Genomic DNA, 18,154 nt, shown 5'->3' with positions numbered 1-18,154 from the left:
GATGGCTGGCCTCGTTGGCATGCGCCCCCAGCCTATCTTGTTTGTCCGGACATTCATCGAGGGACTAATGGCCCGAGTCCCGGCATTCCGGGACCGCCTCATCCCCCGGTGACGCTGCGCGGCAGGCGCCCGAGGACGACGACGAGCACCACGGCCTCGAAGCCGAGCAGCGCGTAGGCGGCCGTCACCGCGCCGAGCTCCTGGACGACAATGATCGGGACCAGGATGGTCGCGAACCGCGCGATCGACTCCCCCAGCGCGGTGGCGCTCCGCTGCGCCGCCACGAGCCACGGCGGCACCCGGGGGTCGATCGCCCCCCGGCAGGCGGGCTCAAGGCCGATCCACTGCGCCGCGACGAGCCCGATCAGGCCCAGCGCCGCTCCGGCGCCCCGCCCAGCCCCCGGGGGCGCCGGGGCGCTGGCGACGAGGACGGTCGCCGCCAGGACCGCCAGGGCCACGCCGAGGACGATCCTGGCGAAGCGCAGCCCGTCCACCCTCAGGACGAGGAGCAGCGCCAGGGCGGAGACGGCGATCCAGCCCGCGCTCAGGGCGAGGGCCCATGCCGTGGGGGCCTCGCTCGCGCCGACGGCGTCGGCCACCGCGCGCAGTCCCAGCACCAGCGCCGCGGCGCCCAGGGGCGCCTCGCGCGCCAGCACTAGGACGAAGCCGGTCAGCACGGCGCCGCGCACCTGGGGGACGCGCAGGTCCGCCCCGGTCAGGGGCTGCTGGACGGCGAGCATCTCGGCGTCGAGGCGCGTCCAGTCGATGGCAACGGCGGCCTCCAGGGGGCCGTGGAGGGCCTTGAGGGCGGCGATGGAGTGCTCAAGGCGCCCGTGAGCGGCGTTCCACACGGGCGATTCCGGCAGGCTGGCGGCCAGGAGCGCGTGGATCACCCCCAGGCCCAGGACGAGGAGCCAGGCGGTCATGACCGCGTCCGGGGACCACCGGCAGATGAGGGCGCTGGCCGCCGCTCCGGCGGGGATGAGGGCGAGGGCCTGCGGGGTGAGGCGGCGGTGCCCCCGCAGGGACAACTCGTGGGCGATCTGGGGCAGGACGAGGAGGAGGGCCCCCGCGCCCAGCCCCACGACGGCGGCGCCCGCGAGTGACCAAGGGCCGGGCAGGAGGGCGGCGCCCAGGGCCGCGGGGGCGATGAGCAACCCGGTGGCAAGGTTGACCGGCCTGCGCCCCAGGTGGTCGCTGGGCCAGCGGGCGAGAAGCGCGCCCAGGGCCATCCCCAGGCCGAGCGCGATGACGAGCGCGGGCGCGCCCCCGGCGCGGGCGCCCAGGCTGATGGCGATGACGCCGTGGACAGCGCCCAGCAGCAGGCCGGCGAGCCAAGCGCAGGCCCGTAGGCGCAGCGGTCCGGGCGCCGGGGTGACCCCGGCGCCCGGACGCGTGTGGGAGGGGCTGGCGATCAGCTGTACTCCTTCTCGAAGCGCATCTCGAGCTCCTCAAGGGAGTCGTACTTCGTCTCGGGCACGACCTTCATGTAGAACAGGAGCGAGCCGACGTTGATGAGGGCGAAGATGAGGTAGGTTCCCGCCCCGCCGATCCTCTCCATCATGACGGGGAAGACGTAGGCGACGATGCCGTTGGCGATCCACAGGGCCGCGACCGCCAGGCCGAGCGCGGTGCCGCGGACCTTGGCCGGGAAGATCTCGGAGACGAGCACCCAGGTCACCGTGCCGGACTGCTTGGCGAACACGAACAGGCACACGATGATGAGCACGAGGATCGGCGCGAACGAGTTGAAGCCCGCGGCGTTGGTGTCGATGAATCCCTCGGAGTCCTGGAAGGGCTGGATCATGAAGTAGAAGACCGCCGCGAGGGCCGTCAGCGAGACCACGATCGAGGCCTCCTGGTAGATGCCCACGTGGCGGCGGGCGAACCTGGTCACCAGCCACAGGCCCACGGCGGAGCCGATGAAGGAGATGCCGCCGGAGATCACGTTGAGGGAGATCGAGTCGGTCACGGAGAAGCCCGCGGCGGCCAGGACCTTGGGCGTGTAGTACATCGCGGTGTTGATGCCGGTGAACTGGTCCGCCAGGCCCAGGATGATGCCGATCCACAGCAGCTTGCGGGTCCACGGGGTGGCCCAGATCTGGGACAGCCCCCACTTCTCCTGCGCCGCCTCCTGGCGCTGGACCTCGATCATCTCGTCAACCTCGTTGGCGATGGGACCGTCCTTGGCCTCGTCACGCACTCGCTTGAGGGCACCGATGGCCTCGGGGATGCGCAGGTTCGCCACGTACCAGCGGGAGGACTCGGGCATCATGCGGATGCCGATCCACAGGAAGATCGCGGGCAGCGAGGCGATGACGAGCATGTAGCGCCAGGCCGCGCCGTTGCCGCCGTTGATCATCGCCAGGTCGACGGTGTGCTTGACGGCCTCCCACTGCTGCTCCTCGCCTTTGACGTGGACGGCGGGGCCGCCGTGCCACTGGGCGAGGGCGGCGTTCATGGAGAAGGCCACGAACTGCCCGAAGACGATCATCATCTGATCGAGGGCGACGAGGGTGCCGCGAATGCGCTTGGGAGCCGTCTCGCCGAGGAAGACGGGGACGGTGGCCGAAGCGCCGCCGACGGCGAAGCCCAGCACGACGCGGAAGAAGTAGAGGACCCAGATGTTCGGGGAGAAGGTGCATCCCAGCGCGCCCACGAGGAACACGATGGCCAGGACGGTGATGTTGTGGCGGCGCCCGTACATGTCGGACAGGCGCCCGCCGAGCCAGGCGCCCAGGGCCGCGCCCAGGCACAGCATGGCGCCGACGAGCCCTTCCTCAGTGGCGTTGATGTTCAGGCCGCCCGCATCGGTGGGCAGGTACATGTAGGGCAGCGCCCCGGAGATCACGCCGGTGTCGTAGCCGAAGAGCAGCGATCCCAGCGTGGCGACGATGGCGATCGCACCCAACGACCGCTTCTTCCCGGATGGTGGCGTCTTGTCCACCAGTTCCTTGATCTTGTCGTGGGTGTAGTAGTCCACCGACGTCGTCTGATCGGACATGGATGTGGTACTCCTTGATGGGATCCGGCCCGCGCCTGTGCGGGCCTGGGCGGAAGTATCGCGGACTCAGCGCTGAGACCGCCAGGGCGCGGGTTCGGCCCGCCGGGCGGGCCGAACCCGGCCAGACTCAGCCGAGCTCAGTCTTGAGCCGGTCAAGCATAGCGCGGTTGATGTCGTCGGCCCGCTCATGCCAGCCGAAGACGCACACGGAAACCACGCCGTCAAAGCCCACGTCGCGCAGCGTGGAGAAGACGGCGTCCCAGGGGACCTCGCCGTTGCCGATCTCGTTGTGCTGGTGCACGGTGACATCGGCGCCCGGCGGGTTGATGATGTACCGGTTGCCGTCGTTGGCCCTGTGGTTGAACACGTCGGCAACGTGGACCTCGCGGAGCTTGCCCGCCTCGGAGGCCGTGCGGATCATGCGCTCCACGTCGCCCGCGCCGTCGGAGAGGTGGAAGGCGTGCGGGCAGCAGAACTCGTAGCCGATCCAGTCCTTGTTGACGGCGCGCACGAGGCGCAGGGCGTCGTCGTGCAACTCGATGAAGTCGTAGGGGTGGGCCTCCATGTTGAGGCGGATCCCGTACTTCTCGAAATGCGGGACGAGCTCCTCGATCGAACGGAACCACTGCTCCTCACTGCCCTTGGCGTTGTTCCGGTCCCCGGAGAACTCCGAGGTGATCTCCCGGACGTCCAGGGCGTCGGCGAGCTCAAGCAGTCGCCGCCAGTTGGACACCTGGGCGACCCGCTCGCGCTCGTCGAGGGAGGACCAGTTGAACACGGGGTTGAGGGTGCGGACCTTGACACCGGTCTCCTTCTGGGCCTTGTTCAACTCGGCGACGAAGGCGTCATCGGCGGCCGGGCGGTGGTGCCAGAAGTGGAAGTCGGCGTTCGGCGAGAGCTCCACGTGCTCGAAACCCAGCTCGGCCGCCTTGTAGAGGGTCCGCGGCGTGGGCATCGTGCGGTAGTACATGTTGGGGTCAAGCGCGATGTCGACCATGTCGGGTTCCTTGTCTCCTTGGTGTGGTGCGGAGCGGGGATCAGGCGTAGAAGGCCGGCTTGTCGATGAGCTCGACGTCGACCAGCGGCGAGCCGCCATCCTCGTGGGACTTCACCGCGGCGTCGACGACGCAGGTGGCGGCGTAGCCGTCCCAGGCGGTGGATCCGGTGTGGCGGTCCTCCGCGACCGCGTTGATCCACTCCTGGACCTCGCGGTTGAAGGCGGCCTGGAAGCGGTCGATATGCGACTGGCACATGGCGTTGCGGTTGCCGTAGGAGTCGCGGATGTGGATCCTCTCCTGGTCGCCCAGCCGCACGGCGGCGGTTTCGAGGACGAGCTCGCACTCGATGGAGTAGGCCCACTGGAGGTTGACGTTGACCTCATCGTCGATGCGCACGCCGGACTCGGTGTAGGCCACGACGACGATGGGGTCGATGAGGTGATCGAAGCGGTGGGTGGTGGGCTTGGGACGGTCGACGCGCACCTTGACGATCTCCTCGCCCAGCAGCCAGCGCATCGTGTCGAACTCGTGGATGGCGGTGTCGTCGATGGCCATGCGCGAGGTGTAGTTCTCCGGCACGGAGGGGTTGCGGTGGCGGTTGTGGACCATGAGGGCCTGGCCGTGCTCGCCGGAGTCGAGGACCTCCTTCATCTCGTTGTAGGCGGCGTCGAAGCGGCGCATGAAGCCGACCGTGACGAGCCTCTTGCCGGCCCTCTGCTCGGCCTCCATGATGGCGATGCAGTCCTCGGCGGTGGTGGCCAGGGGCTTCTCGCACAGGACGTACTTGCCGGCCTCGATGGCCTTGATGACATCGGGCGCGTGGACCTTGCCGAAGGTGGCGATGAGCACGGCGTCGACGTCGGGATCGTTGATGAGCTCATCGGAGCTGGCATATGCCTTGGCGCCGTAGGGCTCGGCGGCTGACTTCGCGGCGTCGGGGTTGATGTCGGCGACGGCGACGATCTCGCCGCCCGAGAGATCGTCGTGGATGCGGGCCAGGTGGGCGCGGCCCATGCCGCCGGCGCCGATGAGGCCGATACGGACTGTCATTGTCTTCTCCTCGTTGAGAGTCGTGGTACGGGGTCGTGGTGGGCGGGGATCGGGCTCGCCGTCCCGGGGTCAGGCCAGCCCCAGGCCGCACTCGGCCAGGTACTTGCGCATGTTGATGGCGTTGGCCTTGGGGAAGGACGGGTCGCAGGGGTAGCAGTCCTGCTCGCAGATGGCGTAGATGGGCTTGTCGAGGGCCGCCAGGGCGTCGACGAACTCGTGCATCTCGGGCAGGCCGGCGGGCGGGCAGACCGAGGCGCCCTTGGTGACGGCCTCGCCGAAGGGCCAGTCCTTCTCGTGGGCCTCGCGGGTGATGTCCTCATCGAAGGCCTTGATGTGGACGTAAGTGATGCGCTCGGGGTACTTCCGGCACAGCTCGACGGGGTCGCCGCCGCCGTAGACCACGTGACCGGAGTCGAGGCAGAGGTTGACGTAGGTCGGGTCGGTGGCGTCGAAGATCCGGGCGATCTCCTCGGGGGTCTCGATGTGGGAGTCGCCGTGGGGGTGGAGGACCATCTTGAGGCCGTACTCGTCCAGCAGCATCTGGCCCAGGGCGTTGGCGTGCTCGACATAGAGCTTCCAGGCGTCGTCGGACAGGACGCGGTCATCGGTCCACTCCCAGGTCTTGTCATCGCGGTAGAGCGGGGGGAGGTGGACGATGTACTCCGCCCCGACGGCGGCGTGGGTCTCGGCGATGGCGCGGAAGGTCTTCAGCGTGGTCTCCCAGGCCTCCTGCTTGTGGAGGATCCCCCAACCGGTGCCAGCGACGACGCGCATGCCGAACTCGTCGCACCACTTCTGCAGTTCCTTGGGGTCGGTCGGGAAGTAGCCATAGGGGCCGGTCTCAATGACCTCAAAGCCGGCCTCGGCCATCTCCTCCCAGGCCTGGCGGGGGTCCATCTGCTTGGGGTCCTCGGGGAACCAGACTCCCCACTGGTCCGGGCAGACGCCAATGGTGAGCTTCGAGTACTTCGGGTCGTTGGTGTTGACGGCCTTCGAGTTCGTCGTCGTCGACATCGTGGTGCTCCTTCGCAACAGATGTTCCGAATCGTTTCGGAACCATGCTCAGCATACCGCCCCCACCGCCACAGGGGAAGGTTTTTGTGCGGACAAAACTGCCCGAGGACGCCGCGGGCGGCGCGCGCTGGCCAGGGGCCCGATGGCCCCGCGGCCGAGGCGCGCCGCCGCGGATCCGCCCTCAGCGCGCCATCACTCCTCGCGCTGGAAGGACATAGTGGCGGAGTAGGTCTTCTCGCTGGGCCAGCGGGACGTAATGGCCTTGGCGCGGGTGTAGAACCTGACGCCCTCGGGGCCGTGGATGTGGGTGTCGCCCAGCAGGGACTCCTTCCATCCCCCGAAGGAGTAGTAGGCGACCGGCGTGGGGATCGGCACGTTGACGCCGACCATACCCGCCTCGACGTCGAGCTGGAAGCGGCGGGCGACGCCGCCGTCATTGGTGAAGATGGCCGAGCCGTTGCCGAAGGGCGAGGAGTTGACGATCTTGATGGCGTCGTCGTAGGTGTCGGCGTGGACGATGGAGAGCACCGGGCCGAAGACCTCCTCGCGGTAGAGGTCGGAGTCGAGCGGCACGTTGTCCACGATGGTGGGGCCGAGGAAGTGGCCGTTCTCGTGGCCGGGGATCACCAGCCCGCGCCCGTCGAGGACCACCTGCCCGCCCTTGGACTCGCCCTCGTTGATGAGGCCGATGATGAACTCCTTGGACTTGGCATCGATGACGGGGCCCATCTCGACACCCTCGTCCATGCCGTAGCCGACCTTGATCTTCTCGGCGTGGGCCTTGACGCGCTGAGCGAGGTCGGGGCCGCAACCGCCCACGGCCACGACGACCGGCAGGGCCATGCAGCGCTCGCCCGCGGCCCCGAAGGCGGCGGCGGAGATGTGCTGGGCGGCGAAGTCCAGGTCGGAGTCGGGCATGACGATGGCGTGGTTGTTCGCCCCGCCCAGGGCCTGGACGCGCTTACCGTTGGCGATGCCGGTGTTCTGGATGATGTGGGCCACCGGGGTGGAGCCGACGAAGGAGATCGCGTCGACCCCCGGGTGCTCCAGGATCTTGGTGACCATGGTGCGGTCGCCTGACACGACGTTGAAGACGCCGTCGGGCAGGCCCGCCTCCTTGTAGAGCTCGGCCGTCAGCAGCGCCGCCGACGGCGTGGTGGAGGCGGGCTTGAGGATGAAGGCGTTGCCGGTGGCGATGGCCACGGGGTGCATCCACATGGGCACCATGGTGGGGAAGTTGAAGGGGCAGATGCCGGCGACGACCCCCACAGGCTGGCGGACGGTGTGGATGTCAACGCCGGTGGAGATGTCGAATGAGTACTCGCCCTTGAGGGCCAGGTTGATGGCCGTGGCGAAGTCGAGGGTCTCACGGCCCCGCTGGATCTCGCCGACGGCGTCGGAGTAGTTCTTGCCGTGCTCCTCGACGATGAGCCGGGCCATCTCATCGGTGTGGGCCAGGACCAGCTCGCGCATCTTGAACATGATGGAGGTGCGCTTGGCCAGGGAGTAGCCGGCCCAGCTCTTCTGGGCCTCCCTGGCCACCTCGACGGCGTGGTTGAGGTCGGCCTCGGAGGCGTGGAGCAGCTCCTTCTCCACCTCACCGGTGCCGGGGTTCTCGACGGGGAAGCGGCCGATCGGGCTGCCCTCGTAATACGCTCCATTGATCCAGTGCTGGATCGTCTTCATCGTCATTGACTCCTTCGATTCGAGGGGTGGGGCCGGCGATCGTCGCTGGCCGCCATCGAGACCGGCCGCTTCGCGCGGGTACCGGACGTGACGTCGTCACACTACGGCATCCTGGGACCTTTGTCAGCACATTGTGACCTTCGGCCCAGAGTTTGGACAGCGCCCGTGAGATCCTCCCCCACCCCTTGTCAGAGGCCCTCGCCGGTGCTTGATGGTGGACAAGGGACTCATTCGGCGTGTCCGGAACGGCCGTCGCGGCGGGCGCGGCCGGCGTCGGTGAGATGGTGGCGCTGGAGGCCGCTGTTGAGCTTGCCGGGGATCATCCGGGCGAGGTATCCCCGCTCGATGAGCGGGAGCACATGGCGGCGGTAGTTCCCATAGGCGTCGGCAAGCCCAATGGCGGCGAGCAACTCAGAACGAGACCGGGGAGTGCCCGCAGCGGTGAGGACCACCATGACGCGCTCACTCGACTTGCTCACCCACCCGTCCCGGGTCGTGGCTGGGCACGTAGATCGTCACCCGCACCCGGTCCCGGACCTCCTCGATCACCGGCTCGGGCAGACCGGCCTGCGCGACCTGGGCGAAGACCCGCCGCACGCCGGTGCCCCACTGCTCCACGATCCCGGCCTCGCGGATCGGCTCGACGGGGGCGGAGTAGATGTCGCGACGGCGGACCTCACCGAAGACCGCGGCCTTGTAGGCGTGCTTGCGGAGGAAGCTCATGGCCTGGTCCACGGCCAGCGGCATGGGGCCGTGGACTCTGCCTGATCGAAGATGTCGGTGCCGTGGGGCCCGCGCAGGCGTCCGCACTGGACCCAGGCTGAGGGCAGGAAGCGGGCGGGGTCCGGGCACGCGGCGGGGCCGCAGCCCGTCAGCTGCGGCCCCGCCCCGAGCCGTCGGCACCGCCCCTCCCCCGGCTGGCGAGGTGGGTCGGCGCCGGCGGCGCCGCCGTCACAGGTAGTGGCGCTGCGGCGCGCGGTCGCGGTCGTAGTCCTCGTACGCCCTCTGCGTGGACTCCAGGCGCGAGACGCCCGAAACGGGCACGTCCCACCAGCTCGACCCGGGCGGGTTGGGCCCGTAGAGGTCGGTCTCGATGTGGATCATCGAGGGCTTGTCACTGGCGGCGGCCTTGGCGTAGGCCTCGCGGAACTCGGCGATGGAGTGGACCTCGTGGACCTCCAGGCCCCAGGAGCGGGCGTTGGCGGCAATGTCGACGCCGGGGACCTTCTCCTCATCGGCCAGGTGGCTGCCCGCCCCGCGCAGGCGGTACTTGGTGCCGAAGCGCTGGGAGCCGCGCGACTGAGACAGCGCCCCGATGGAGGCGAAGCCGTAGTTCTGCAGCAGGACGTAGATGACCTTGACGCCCTCCTGAACCACCGTGGCCAGCTCCATGGGGAGCATCTGGTAGGTGCCGTCGCCGACGATCGAGACGACCTCGGACTCGGGGCGGGCGAGCTTGCAGCCCAGAGCTGCCGGGACCTCGTAGCCCATGCAACTGAAGGCGTACTCCACGTGGTACTGGACGGGGGTGCGGGCCTGCCAGAGGGCCTGGAGGTCACCGGGCATGGAGCCGGCGGCGTTGATCAGGATGTCCTCGTCACCCATGAGCTCGTTGAGGGCGCCGAAGACCTCCGTCTGGGCGGGCAGCGGGCCGTGGCCCAGGTGGTAGCACTCTGCGGTGCGGGCCAGCCACCCCTCGCGCTCGGCGGTGATCTCGGCCGAGTAGGCCTCGTCCACGTGGTAGCCATCCAGCGCCGTCGTTAGGGCGGCCAGGGCCTCGCGGGCGTCGGCCACGACCATCTCGGCGCTCTCCTTGGCGGCGTCGAAGGCGCAGACGTTGATGTTGACGAAGCGGACGTCAGGGTTCTTGAACTGCGTCTTGGAGGCGGTGGTGAAGTCGGAGTAGCGGGTGCCCACGCCGATGACGAGATCAGCCTTATCGGCGATGTGGTTGCCGGAGTCCCCGCCGGTGGATCCCACTCCCCCGATGGCGCAGGGGTGGTCGAAGTTGATGGCCCCCTTGCCCGCCTGGGTGTCGGCCACGGGAATGCCCGTGGCGGTGGCCAGGGCGCGGAGCTCCTCGCTGGCCTCGGAGTAGATCGTGCCACCGCCGGAGATGATCATCGGCCTCTTGGCGGCCTTGATCATGGCCACGGCGCGCTCCAGGGCGGCCGGCTCGGGCACGGGGCGGCGCACGTGCCATACCCTCTTGCGGAAGAACTCCACCGGCCAGTCATGGGCCTCGGCCTGGACGTCCTGGGGCATGGCGATGACGACGGCGCCGGTCTCGGCGGGGTCGGTGAGCACGCGCATGGCGTTCAGGAGCGAGGGAATGAGCTGCTCGGGCCGGTTGATGCGGTCGAAGAAGCGCGAGACGGGGCGGAAGGCGTCGTTCACGGTGACATCGAGCGTCGTCGGGTCCTCGAGCTGCTGGAGCACCGGGTCCGGCACGCGGGTCGCGAACTGGTCGGAGGGGAAGAGCAGGACGGGCAGGCGGTTGGTGGTGGCCAGGGCGGCGCCGGTGACCATGTTGAGGCTGCCCGGGCCGATGGAGGCGGTGCACATGTAGGTCTGCAACCGGTTCTTCACCTTGGCGAAGGCGGCGGCCGCATGGACCTGGCCCTGCTCGTTGCGGGGCATGATGTAGGGCATCGGCTCCTCGCCCTCGACGGGCGCGATCTCGTTCTGGAGGAGCGCCTGGCCGATGCCGGCGACATTGCCGTGGCCGAAGATGCCGAAGGCGCCGGCGATGAGGCGCTGCTCGACGCCGTCGCGCTCGGAGTACTGGTTGGACAGGAAGCGGATGGTCGCCTGCGCCACGGTCAGGCGGATCGTTCCCGAGTAGGCCTCATTGCTCACGTTCGTGGTCTCTCTCTCGTGCGGCATCGGACGATGCGCAAAGCATGTCATATCAAACGGTCATTTGGAATGGCGGGCCGGGCGGGCGGCGCCGGCCCGCCCGGGCCTCAGCGCGCCATGGGCAGCCTGGGATCGACCTCCTGGGCCTCCCAGGTGGCGCGGATCCAGTGGTGGGACGGGTCGTCGGGGGCGAGCCAGACGAGGTCCTCATCCGGTCCGGCCATGACGTTGAGGTAGTACATGTCGTAGCCGGGGGCCGCGACGCAGGGGCCGTGGTAGCCGTAGGGCACGAGGGCCACGTCCCCCTTGCGCACGGGGACGCACAGGTCGATGGGGCGGTCCTCGCGCGCGGCGTAGGTCGCGTGGAGGCCGAAGCCGGGCCCTCCCTCGGGGCTGTCGGCGATCTCGAAGTAGTAGATCTCCTCGAGCTCGCGCTCGGCCTCGGAGCGCTCGTCGTGCTTGTGGGCGGGATAGGAGGACCAGTTGCCCCCGGGGGTCAGGACCTCGCAGCACAGCAGATGGCTGGTCTCAACCCCGTTGGCCAGGCAGTAGTTGTTGACCTGGCGCGAGCAGTCACCCGCGCCGCGCAGGTCCACCCGCACCTGCTCGCGCCCGTAGCGGGCCACGGGCAGATCGCGCGTGGCGACCGCCGAGGGGAGGGCGAAGCGCCCGCCTCCGGGCGAGGAGAGGGTGAAGTCCTTGTGGCGCGGGATGTAGAGGTAGTCGGTGATGCCGGTGAACACGCCGTCGCGCCCGTCGAGCTCGTAGCCCTGACCATCGACCTCGACGGCGCAGCCGCCCTCCAGGGGGAGCACGAGCAACTCGGACTCCCCGGTGGACAGGGTCTGAGAGGCGCCCGGGTCGAGCACGGCCACGCGCAGCCCGGAGTAGGTCCACCCCGCGCGCTCGGGGGTGATGTCGACGGCGAGGCCGTCGTGGCCGGAGGAGCCGGCGGGGATGTGGATGTCGGTGACGCCGGGGGCGGGGATCGCGGTGTGTCCAGTGGTCATGAGAGCAGTCCTACGGTGGAGTCGACGGCGGCGGCGACGTCGTCGTCGGGCGGATAGAGAAGTGAGCGGCCGATGACGAGGCCCTTGACCGTTGGCAGGGCCAGCGCCCGCGCCCAGGCCTCGCGCGCCTCGCCAGCGCGCTCGCTGACCGCGCCCCCCAGGATGAGGGCCGGCAGCGTCGACGCCTCCATCACCCGCTCCATCTCCGCCACGGCGGGGAGCTTGAGCCAGGTGTGGGCCGAGGTACGCCCCAGCCCGGAGGCGATGGCCATCGATGCGATGACCGCGTCGGGGCTCAGGTCGTTGATGATACGTCCTTCCTCCCAACGGGAGATGAAGGGCTCGACCATCGCCATGACCCGGTTCTCAGCGAGCTCGTCGACGGCGCGCGCGCAGGCCGCCAGCGTGGAGGCCGTGGCCGGGTCGGAGTAGTTGATGCGGAGGAGCATTTTGCCGCCGTCGAGACCGGCCCCGACGACGCCCGCGGCATCGTAGCCGGTGAAGCGGTCGTCCATCTCGAAGGAGGCCCCGGCCAACCCTCCCCGGTTCATCGAGCCGTAGACGAGCTTGCCGTCCAGGGCGCCCAGCAGGGCGAGGTCCTCGATGAGGTCGGCGGTGCCCAGGAAGCCGTTGACGCCGGGGCGGCCCAGGGCCTCGACGCAGCGCGCGAGGACATCCTCACGGGAGGCCATGGCCATGGGATCGGGGCCGGCGGCCAGCGCCCCTCGGGCGGGGTGGTCGCAGGCGATGATCATGAGCTTGCCGCCATCGGCGGGCAGGGAGCCGCGGGGGCGATCGGCCAGGGTCCGGGCGATGCGCCCGGGGTCATTGGCCCGGATCTCGACGAGTCGCTCGGTCAGTCCTGGCATGTCACAGATCCTTCAGGCTCGGGGCGCACCGGTCGCGGTGGCGCCGCATGACGTTGAGGAGCTCGGGCTCAGTGGGCATCGCCGTCGAGCACTCGATGCGCTCGCAGACGATGGCGCCCGCGGTGGAGGCGGCGAAGATCGTCTTCTCCAGGGACCAGCCCGACAGCAGGCCGTGGCAGATGGCCCCGCCGAAGGCGTCCCCGGCGCCCAGGCCGTTCTTGGTCTCAACGGGGGTCACGGGCATCTCGATGCGCTCGTCGCGGGTCTTGGCCAGGGTGCCCAGCGGCCCCTGCTTGACGATGGCGAGCTCGACGCCGGCCTCCAGGAGGGCGTCGGCGGCGCGGTCCGGCTCGGTCTCGCCCACGGCGACCTCGCACTCCTCGCGGTTGCCGATGGCGACGGTCACCCCGGGCAGGATCCTGGCGACCTCCTCGTGGGCGGTGGCACGGTCGGGCCAGAACATCTCGCGGAAGTCGAGGTCGACGATCGTGTGCGCCCGGCGGCCCCGGGCCTCAAGCGCGGCGTGGTGCGCCTCGCGGGACGGCGACTTGCTCAGCCCGGTGACCGAGACCCAGAAGATGCGGGCGTCGCGCACCGCGTCCAGGGGGATGTCGGCGTCGTCGAGCTCGAGGTCCGGGGCGGAGGGCTCGCGGTAGAAGTAGAGGGGGAAGCTGTCCGGCGGGAAGATCTCGCAGAAGGTGACCGGCGTGTTCATGCCCGGCTTGGGCACGACGTAGTCGTCGTAGACGCCCAGGGCCCGCATCTCCTGGCAGACGAAGCGCCCGAAGGGGTCGTCCCCCACGCCGGTGATGACGGCCGAGCGATGGCGGTAGCGGGCGGCGGCGACGGCGACGTTCGTCGGGCTGCCGCCGAGGAACTTGCCGAAGGACTCGACATCCTCCAGGCCGACGCCGATCTGGAGGGGGTAGATGTCGACGCCGCAGCGACCGATGGTCAGGACATCCAGAGGCGGGGTGGTCGAAACGGTCATGGTTTCCCTTCCGCGTCGTCGGGGGCGGGCGGGCGCCCGCTCGGCGCCCTGGGCCCAAGCCTGCCCCCGCTTCCCACCACTGTCAATATTTGTCCGAACAAATGCTGAACATGACAAATGCGCACATAGTCAGGTACCCTCGCTGGATGCCCCGACCATCAGGACAGGGGCGCATCGCCACCCATCGCGGCCCGGGCGAGACCCGCCGGGCCCACGCGCCGAAGAACCAGGGAACGCCGACCATGCCCGATCCGAGCCCCACGCCGCGCCAGGCCCCTCCTACCGTGGGCAGGGCGCCGCGCGTCGTCGAGATCCAACTGGACCGCAAGAGCCCGGTGCCGCTCTACTTCCAGATATCCGAGCCGATCGCGGAGGCGATCCTGAGCGGCGAGCTCCCCGTGGGCACGCGGCTGGAGGATGAGTTGTCCATGGCCAAGAGGCTCGCGGTCTCCCGGCCCACCGCTCGCCAGGCGCTCCAACGGCTCGTGGACCGCGGGCTGCTCACCCGCAGGCGGGGCGTGGGCACCCTGGTCTCCCCCACGCGGGTCCACCGCCCCATGGAGCTCACGAGCCTCCACTCGGACCTGGAGTCCGCCGGCCACGAGGTGTCCACCGAGGTCCTGGAGCACGACGAGCACCCCGCGGACGCGGCCGAGGCCGCCAGCCTGGAGGTGACCGAGGGGACGCAGATCGTGAGGCTGTCCCGGCTGCGCACGGCCGACGGCGAGCCGATCGCGGTGCTGACCAATCTCATCCCAGCGGACATCTGCCCCTCCCGCCAGGCCCTGGCCACCGGGGGCCTGTACGACCTCCTGCGCGCCGAGCAGGTCATCCCCACGACGGCGCGCCAGACCATCGGCGCCCGCCCCGCCACGGCGGCCGAGGCGAGGGCGCTCGGCGAGAAGCGCGGCGCCGCCCTGCTCACCGCCACGCGCACCACCTACGACGCCTCGGGCAGGGTCATCGAGTACGGCAGCCACGTCTACCGCGCCTCGCGCTACTCCTTCACCACCACCCTCTTCTCCACCTAACCCCGCCGCCGCCCCCACCACACACATGCGAGACCGGTCGAAAATAGGAGCGAGACCGGTCCGCGGACCGGTCTCGCTCCTATTTTCGACCGGTCTCGCTGGAGGGTTTGTCTGGACAATCGGTTGACAGGGGCGACGGCGTCGGCTTGAATAGGACCCGCAGCCAGGCAACGCCGCCAGGCGACTGCGGTTGAACACTGCGGGAACCCGACCAGGAGAGCAGCAGATGACCATCGAACACACACCCGGCCCACTCCTCGAGGCCGCCCAGAACTTCCCCACGGCGCTGTGGAATGACTCAGCGGATCCCGACGAGCTCCGCCAGTCCATCTCCTTCGGAGGCGTGGGCGCCACCTGCAACCCGACCATCGCCTTCACGTGCATCAACCAGCGCAAGGACGTCTGGCTCCCCCGGATCGCCGAGCTCGCCAAGGAGATGCCCGAGGCCTCCGAGTCCCAGATCGGCTGGCAGGTCGTGCGCGAGCTGAGCATCGAGGCCGCCAAGCTCCTCGAGCCCGCCTTCGAGGAGCACAAGGGCCGCAACGGCCGCCTCTCCATGCAGACCGACCCCCGCCTGGCCCGCTCCGCCAAGGCCCTGGCCGACCAGGCCGAGGAGTTCTCCAAGCTGGCCAAGAACATCATCGTCAAGATCCCCGCCACCTCGGTGGGCGTCGAGGCGATCGAGGACGCCACCTACCGCGGCGTGTCGGTCAATGTCACCGTCTCCTTCTCAGTCCCCCAGGCCGTGGCCACCGGCGAGGCCATCGAGCGCGGCCTCAAGCGGCGAGAGGCCGAGGGCCTGGACACCTCCACCATGGGCCCGGTCGTCACCCTCATGGTCGGCCGCCTGGACGACTGGATCAAGACGGTCGCCAAGAAGGAGGAGCTCTTCCTCGACCCCGGTCACCTGGAGTGGGCCGGCATCGCCGCCTTCAAGCGCGCCCACGCCGAGTTCCAGGCCCGCGGCCTGCGCGCCCGGATGCTCGCCGCGGCATTCCGCAACGTCATGCACTGGTCCGAGCTCGTCGGCGGCGACGTCGTCATCTCCCCGCCCTTCAAGTGGCAGGAGATCATCAACAAGTCGGACTACAAGCCCACCAACCGCCTGGACGTCCCCGTTGACGACGCGATCATGACGACCCTGCTCGGCATCCCCGAGTTCGTCCGGGCCTACGAGCCCGACGGCATGACGCCCGCCGAGTTCGACACCTTCGGCGCCACGGTCAACACGCTGCGCGGCTTCCTCCAGGCCGACGCCGACCTGGACGCCCTGGTCCGCGACGTCATCATGCCCAAGCCGTGAGCCGGAGCCGGCCGGGGGAGGCGGCAAGCCCCACCCCCGGCCGGTCCCGCCCCGTCCCCGCCCCCACGAACAACTAAGGATCAACGATGCTCAGAATCGCCGTCATCGGCGCCGGCCGCATCGGCCACGTCCACGCCAAGACCATCGCCGCGCACCCGCAGGCCGAGCTCACCCTCGTGTGCGACCCCATCGGCACCGCGGCCGAGGATCTCGCGGCCCTCCACGGCGCCCGCGCGTGCAAGGAGGCAGAGGAGGTCTTCGCCGACCCCGAGGTCGACGCCGTCGTCGTCGGCTCGCCCACCCCCCTGCACATCCCCCACCTCCTCGCGGCCGCCAAGGCCGGCAAGGCGGTCCTGTGCGAAAAGCCGATCGCCCTGGACATGAAGGACGTCGAGGCCGCCCGCGCCGAGCTCGACGCCGTGACGACCCCCGTCATGTTCGGCTTCAACCGCCGCTTCGACCCCTCCTTCGCGGCGGTGCGCGCCGCCGTGGCCGACGGCCGCATCGGCGAGCTGGAGCAGCTGACCATCATCAGCCGCGACCCCGCCGCCCCGCCGGTGGAGTACATCAAGGTCTCCGGCGGCATCTTCCGCGACATGACGATCCACGACTTCGACATGGCCCGCTTCTTCCTGGGCGACATCGTCGAGGTCCACGCCGTGGGCCAGAACCTCGACGAGGGCATCAAGGCCGCCGGTGACTTCGACGCCGCCGTCGTCACCCTCAAGGCCGCCTCCGGGGCGGTGGCCACGATCATCAACAACCGCCACTGCGCCTCCGGCTACGACCAGCGCCTGGAGGCCTCGGGCCGCGACGGCGCCCTGTTCGCCGAGAACATCCGCGCCACCACCGTGCGCCTGTCCAACGCGGAGGTGACCGACGCCCAGGAGCCGTACCTGGACTTCTTCCTGGAGCGCTACGCGGACGCCTACCGCCTGGAGCTCTCCGCCTTCATCGAGGCCGTCGAGGCCGGCACGACGCCGCCCACGAGCATCGACGACGCGATCAAGGCCCTGCGACTGGCCGAGGCCGCCACGGCCTCCGCCAAGAGCGGCCAGCCCGTGCTCCTGGACTGAGCCGCCACGGTCCCGCTCAGGCGGGGCATCCCGGCGGGCGCCGTCGCCTCCCGCGTCCTCGCGGGCGACGGCGCCCGCTGCTCGTCGTCACCAGGAGGCGCCCGCCGGGGCCGGGCTCAGCGCGGGGCCCGGGCGGCATAAGCGGCCGGGGCCGCCTGACTGGTCCCCCGCAGGACGAGCCGAGGCATCACCGAGTACAGCAGCCCTCCCTCGGGACGCTCCTGGACGACGACGCCGTCGGGCATCATCGGGGGCGCCACCGCGGGGGCCCCCGCGCCGCGGCCCCCCGCTCCCCCGCCCTCCTCGCGGGACTCCATGCGGGCGGCCAGGGCCCGCACGGCGACCTCGGCCAGGAGCAGCGCGTCCTGCTCGATGGTGGTCACGGAGAACGCGGTCAGGCCGGTGGCGGGAATGCCGTCGTAGCCGGTGACCGCGACGTCCTCGGGCACGCGCACCCCGCACCGGCGCAGCTCCATGAGGGCGCCGATCGCCTGGTGGTCGTTGAAGCACAGGATCGCGTCGGGCAGGGCGCGGGCGTCGAGGATGACGCGCACGGCCCGCGTGCCGGACTCCTCGTCGGAGCCGCCGTCGATCACGCGCGCCCGGTCGCCCAGGCCGTGCTCAGCCATGGCCGCGAGGAACGTGGCGCGGCGCATCGGGGCCGAGCTCGCCCCTCCGCCGTCGACATGGGTGATCCGACGGCGCCCGGTGAGCACGAGGTGGTCGACGAGCGCGGTGATGCCCACGTCGTCCCGCGAGCGCACCAGGTCGGCGTTCGGCAGTCCCGAGTCCCGGCACACCATGACCACCGGGACGCGCGCGGCGGCGTCGGCGACGATGTCGTGCCCCACCCAGGGGTCGACGAGGATGAGCCCCTCGCAGCGCTCGGTGAGAAGGGAACGCAGCCCCTCGGCCTCGTCGCGGTGCGGGGTCGAGGCCGCCAGCACCAGGGAGCGCCCGTGCTGGGAGCAACTGCGGTAGAGGCCGTCGACGATCCCGCCCTGGAAGGCCTGGTTGATGTCAAAGCTGGCGCCGATGAGACCGGTGCGCCGCTGCCGCAGGAGGCGCGCCCGGGGGTCGGCGTTGTAGCCGAGCTCAGCGGCCACGGCCAGGATCTCCTCGCGGGTCGCGGGGGCGACGCCGGCCGCGCCATTGAGCGCGGCGGAGACCGTGGAGATCGAGCGCCCGCAGCGCGCCGCCACCGTGGAGATCGTGACGCGTCCGTCACGGCCTGTGGTCATGGGGCTCCGCCCTCCTCTCGAG

Annotated in this window: 16 protein-coding genes; 3 read left to right on the top strand and 13 right to left on the bottom strand. The window is 70.1% G+C overall.

Features of this window, described 5'->3' with window-relative positions; genetic code table 11:
* Positions 1 to 98: 98 nt before the first annotated feature.
* The 12 genes from GVV76_RS07135 to iolC all read right to left on the bottom strand — a co-directional run bounded on the left by GVV76_RS07135 (position 99) and on the right by iolC (position 13,481).
* Positions 99 to 1,358, bottom strand: coding sequence for an MFS transporter (locus GVV76_RS07135; RefSeq protein WP_268891792.1), 1,260 nt, complete (start codon positions 1,356 to 1,358; stop codon positions 99 to 101).
* 56 nt (positions 1,359 to 1,414) lie between these two features.
* On the bottom strand, positions 1,415 to 3,004 hold the full coding sequence (locus GVV76_RS07130) for an MFS transporter (protein WP_159523969.1): 1,590 nt from the start codon (positions 3,002 to 3,004) through the stop codon (positions 1,415 to 1,417).
* A 127-nt stretch (positions 3,005 to 3,131) separates the two neighbouring features.
* Entirely contained in the window at positions 3,132 to 4,001 is an 870-nt protein-coding gene (locus GVV76_RS07125) for a sugar phosphate isomerase/epimerase family protein (RefSeq protein ID WP_159523968.1), read from the bottom strand.
* 40 nt (positions 4,002 to 4,041) lie between these two features.
* Positions 4,042 to 5,052, bottom strand: a complete 1,011-nt coding sequence (locus GVV76_RS07120) for a Gfo/Idh/MocA family protein (protein ID WP_159626027.1) — start codon at positions 5,050 to 5,052, stop codon at positions 4,042 to 4,044.
* 69 nt (positions 5,053 to 5,121) lie between these two features.
* Complete coding sequence (locus tag GVV76_RS07115) at positions 5,122 to 6,066, bottom strand: sugar phosphate isomerase/epimerase family protein (protein ID WP_159523966.1); 945 nt, start codon at positions 6,064 to 6,066, stop codon at positions 5,122 to 5,124.
* A gap of 192 nt (positions 6,067 to 6,258) precedes the next feature.
* On the bottom strand, positions 6,259 to 7,752 hold the full coding sequence (locus GVV76_RS07110; protein WP_159626128.1) for a CoA-acylating methylmalonate-semialdehyde dehydrogenase: 1,494 nt from the start codon (positions 7,750 to 7,752) through the stop codon (positions 6,259 to 6,261).
* Between the two features lie 227 nt (positions 7,753 to 7,979).
* On the bottom strand, positions 7,980 to 8,231 hold the full coding sequence (locus GVV76_RS10445; protein ID WP_236263294.1) for a hypothetical protein: 252 nt from the start codon (positions 8,229 to 8,231) through the stop codon (positions 7,980 to 7,982).
* Positions 8,215 to 8,499: an ATP-binding protein gene (locus GVV76_RS10440; protein ID WP_236263292.1), complete on the bottom strand. Its 285-nt coding sequence runs from the start codon at positions 8,497 to 8,499 to the stop codon at positions 8,215 to 8,217. The genes GVV76_RS10445 and GVV76_RS10440 overlap by 17 nt, the downstream gene beginning before the upstream one ends.
* 204 nt (positions 8,500 to 8,703) lie before the next feature.
* Positions 8,704 to 10,611 carry a 3D-(3,5/4)-trihydroxycyclohexane-1,2-dione acylhydrolase (decyclizing) gene (iolD, locus tag GVV76_RS07100; protein WP_159524004.1) on the bottom strand — a complete coding sequence of 636 codons (1,908 nt, stop codon included), beginning with the start codon at positions 10,609 to 10,611 and terminating at the stop codon, positions 8,704 to 8,706.
* Between the two features lie 107 nt (positions 10,612 to 10,718).
* A complete protein-coding gene (iolB, locus tag GVV76_RS07095) occupies positions 10,719 to 11,621 on the bottom strand; it encodes a 5-deoxy-glucuronate isomerase (RefSeq protein WP_159626025.1) in 903 nt (300 codons plus the stop codon).
* A complete protein-coding gene (locus GVV76_RS07090; RefSeq protein WP_159523963.1) occupies positions 11,618 to 12,490 on the bottom strand; it encodes a Cgl0159 family (beta/alpha)8-fold protein in 873 nt (290 codons plus the stop codon). Before GVV76_RS07090 ends, iolB begins: the two co-directional genes overlap by 4 nt.
* 1 nt (position 12,491) lies before the next feature.
* On the bottom strand, positions 12,492 to 13,481 hold the full coding sequence (gene iolC, locus GVV76_RS07085) for a 5-dehydro-2-deoxygluconokinase (protein WP_159523962.1): 990 nt from the start codon (positions 13,479 to 13,481) through the stop codon (positions 12,492 to 12,494).
* Positions 13,482 to 13,723: 242 nt separating this feature from the next.
* On the opposite strand from iolC, the gene GVV76_RS07080 reads away from it, so the two are divergent.
* The 3 genes from GVV76_RS07080 (at position 13,724) to iolG (ending at position 16,891) form a co-directional block, all read left to right on the top strand.
* Positions 13,724 to 14,512 (top strand): GntR family transcriptional regulator, encoded by a 789-nt coding sequence (locus tag GVV76_RS07080; protein ID WP_159626126.1) that lies wholly within the window; start codon positions 13,724 to 13,726, stop codon positions 14,510 to 14,512.
* Positions 14,513 to 14,738: 226 nt separating this feature from the next.
* Positions 14,739 to 15,815, top strand: coding sequence for a transaldolase family protein (locus GVV76_RS07075; RefSeq protein WP_159626023.1), 1,077 nt, complete (start codon positions 14,739 to 14,741; stop codon positions 15,813 to 15,815).
* A gap of 86 nt (positions 15,816 to 15,901) precedes the next feature.
* Positions 15,902 to 16,891: an inositol 2-dehydrogenase gene (gene iolG / locus GVV76_RS07070; protein WP_159523960.1), complete on the top strand. Its 990-nt coding sequence runs from the start codon at positions 15,902 to 15,904 to the stop codon at positions 16,889 to 16,891.
* 116 nt (positions 16,892 to 17,007) lie between these two features.
* Here iolG and GVV76_RS07065 read toward each other — a convergent pair whose 3' ends face one another.
* The gene (locus GVV76_RS07065) at positions 17,008 to 18,132 is read right to left on the bottom strand and encodes a LacI family DNA-binding transcriptional regulator (protein ID WP_159626021.1); all 1,125 of its coding nucleotides are present in this window, start codon (positions 18,130 to 18,132) and stop codon (positions 17,008 to 17,010) included.
* Positions 18,133 to 18,154 lie beyond the last annotated feature (22 nt).

The organism is Actinomyces sp. zg296 (assembly GCF_009829695.1).
Classification (GTDB): Bacteria; Actinomycetota; Actinomycetes; order Actinomycetales; family Actinomycetaceae; genus Actinomyces; species Actinomyces marmotae.
The sequence above is the reverse complement of the archived record's forward strand: the minus strand, read 5'-3'. Positions and strand labels throughout refer to the sequence as shown.

Excerpts from the sequence above, each read along its gene's own strand:
- GVV76_RS07065 (WP_159626021.1), bottom strand. The coding sequence starts at position 18,132 with ATGACCACAGGCCGTGACGGACGCGTCACGATCTCCACGGTGGCGGCG.
- GVV76_RS07130 (WP_159523969.1), bottom strand. The coding sequence starts at position 3,004 with ATGTCCGATCAGACGACGTCGGTGGACTACTACACCCACGACAAGATC.
- GVV76_RS07110 (WP_159626128.1), bottom strand. The coding sequence starts at position 7,752 with ATGAAGACGATCCAGCACTGGATCAATGGAGCGTATTACGAGGGCAGC.
- GVV76_RS07090 (WP_159523963.1), bottom strand. The coding sequence starts at position 12,490 with ATGCCAGGACTGACCGAGCGACTCGTCGAGATCCGGGCCAATGACCCC.
- GVV76_RS10440 (WP_236263292.1), bottom strand. The coding sequence starts at position 8,499 with ATGCCGCTGGCCGTGGACCAGGCCATGAGCTTCCTCCGCAAGCACGCC.
- GVV76_RS07125 (WP_159523968.1), bottom strand. The coding sequence starts at position 4,001 with ATGGTCGACATCGCGCTTGACCCCAACATGTACTACCGCACGATGCCC.
- GVV76_RS07075 (WP_159626023.1), top strand. The coding sequence starts at position 14,739 with ATGACCATCGAACACACACCCGGCCCACTCCTCGAGGCCGCCCAGAAC.
- iolB (WP_159626025.1), bottom strand. The coding sequence starts at position 11,621 with ATGACCACTGGACACACCGCGATCCCCGCCCCCGGCGTCACCGACATC.
- iolG (WP_159523960.1), top strand. The coding sequence starts at position 15,902 with ATGCTCAGAATCGCCGTCATCGGCGCCGGCCGCATCGGCCACGTCCAC.
- GVV76_RS07115 (WP_159523966.1), bottom strand. The coding sequence starts at position 6,066 with ATGTCGACGACGACGAACTCGAAGGCCGTCAACACCAACGACCCGAAG.
- GVV76_RS07080 (WP_159626126.1), top strand. The coding sequence starts at position 13,724 with ATGCCCGATCCGAGCCCCACGCCGCGCCAGGCCCCTCCTACCGTGGGC.
- GVV76_RS07120 (WP_159626027.1), bottom strand. The coding sequence starts at position 5,052 with ATGACAGTCCGTATCGGCCTCATCGGCGCCGGCGGCATGGGCCGCGCC.
- iolC (WP_159523962.1), bottom strand. The coding sequence starts at position 13,481 with ATGACCGTTTCGACCACCCCGCCTCTGGATGTCCTGACCATCGGTCGC.